This window comes from Sphingobacterium sp. 1.A.4 (assembly GCF_002734245.1).
Classification (GTDB): Bacteria; Bacteroidota; Bacteroidia; order Sphingobacteriales; family Sphingobacteriaceae; genus Sphingobacterium; species Sphingobacterium tenebrionis.
This window is the reverse complement of record NZ_PEAZ01000115.1, coordinates 1-1,457: the sequence shown is the minus strand read 5'-3', so window position 1 is coordinate 1,457 and position 1,457 is coordinate 1. Positions and strand designations below refer to the sequence as shown.

Genomic DNA, 1,457 nt, shown 5'->3' with positions numbered 1-1,457 from the left:
CAAAAGACAATCTACTTCGCAAAATCAACGATCTTATCGATTTCAGTTTTATACATGAGGAACTTTTGGAGAAGTATTGCCAGACCAATGGGCGTACAGCAGAGAGCCCCATCAAGATGTTCAAGTACCTTCTGTTAAAGACGATCTACACCGTTTCGGATGTTGATGTTGTTGAGCGTTCCAGATATGACATGTCCTTTAAATACTTTCTGGAAATGGCCCCTGAGGAGGATGTGATCAATCCAAGTTCGCTCACCAAATTCCGTAAGCTACGGTTAAAGGACATGGACCTATTGAACCTGTTGATCAATAAGACCGTAACGATCGCTCTTGAAAAGGGTATTATAAAATCAAGGTCCATCATCGTAGATGCCACACATACCCATTCCAGATCGAACCCATACACAGCACAGGAAGTGCTAAAGGAACGATCCAAGCTGTTGAGGAAAGCAATATATCAGATCGATGAGGACTACAAAGGGCGCCTACCACAAAAGAACGAGTCCAACGACCTGGACCAAGAGCTTGCCTATTGCAGGGAATTACAGAGAGTGCTGGATCAGGATCAATCTATCAGTGAAATACCGGCTGTAAAAGAGAAGTTGAACCTGTTGAAGGAAACCATCGAGGACACAAAGGAATACTATCTGCTCTCAAAAGATGGTGAAGCCAGGCTTGGACATAAATCAATGGACAGCAGTTTCTTTGGCTATAAAACACATCTGGCAATGACCGAGGAACGCATCATCACAGCAGCGGTCGTTACTACAGGCGAGAAAGGTGATGGTCCGGAACTGCCCCGATTATTGGAGATCAGCCAGCAGAATGGAATGGAAGTGGACACGATTATAGGCGATGCCGCATATTCTGGAAAGGACAATCTACGGCTGGCAAAAGAACAGAACATTGATATCATCGCTAAATTGAAACCGGCAGTCAGCCAGGGATCCAGGAAAGAAAGCGATCACTTTCACTACAATAAAGATGCGGGGATGTTTGTCTGTCCAGCTGGCCATCTAGCAATCCGGAAGGCCCGTCAGGGCAAAAAGAACATAGGTAAAAATCAAGCAGACACGTATTACTTCGATGTGGATAGATGTAAGGTTTGCCCTCTCAGGGAAGGATGTTATAAGGATGGGTCAAAAACAAAGACCTATTCGATAACCATTAAATCCGAACTCCATAAAGAGCAGATGGCTTTCCAGCAAACCTATCATTACCGGAGCAAGTCTAAGGAAAGGTATAAGATCGAGGCAAAGAACAGTGAGCTCAAGAATGTCCATGGTTATGGAAGAGCAGATTCCTATGGCATCCAAAATATGGAAATGCAGGGTGCAATGGCCATCTTCACGGTAAACTTGAAAAGAATCCTGAAATTGATCTAAAAAGGAGGAATATTACCTCAAAATCAATGGATTTGAGATTCTGAAAGCCTAAATAGCCACTCATGGTCGATT

Annotated in this window: 1 protein-coding gene; it reads left to right on the top strand. The window is 43.7% G+C overall.

From position 1 onward, the window contains the following. Positions 1 to 1,385 (top strand): IS1182 family transposase (locus CRJ00_RS17325; RefSeq protein ID WP_099367987.1); only part of this gene is annotated, 1,385 nt, incomplete at its 5' end. Positions 1,386 to 1,457 lie beyond the last annotated feature (72 nt).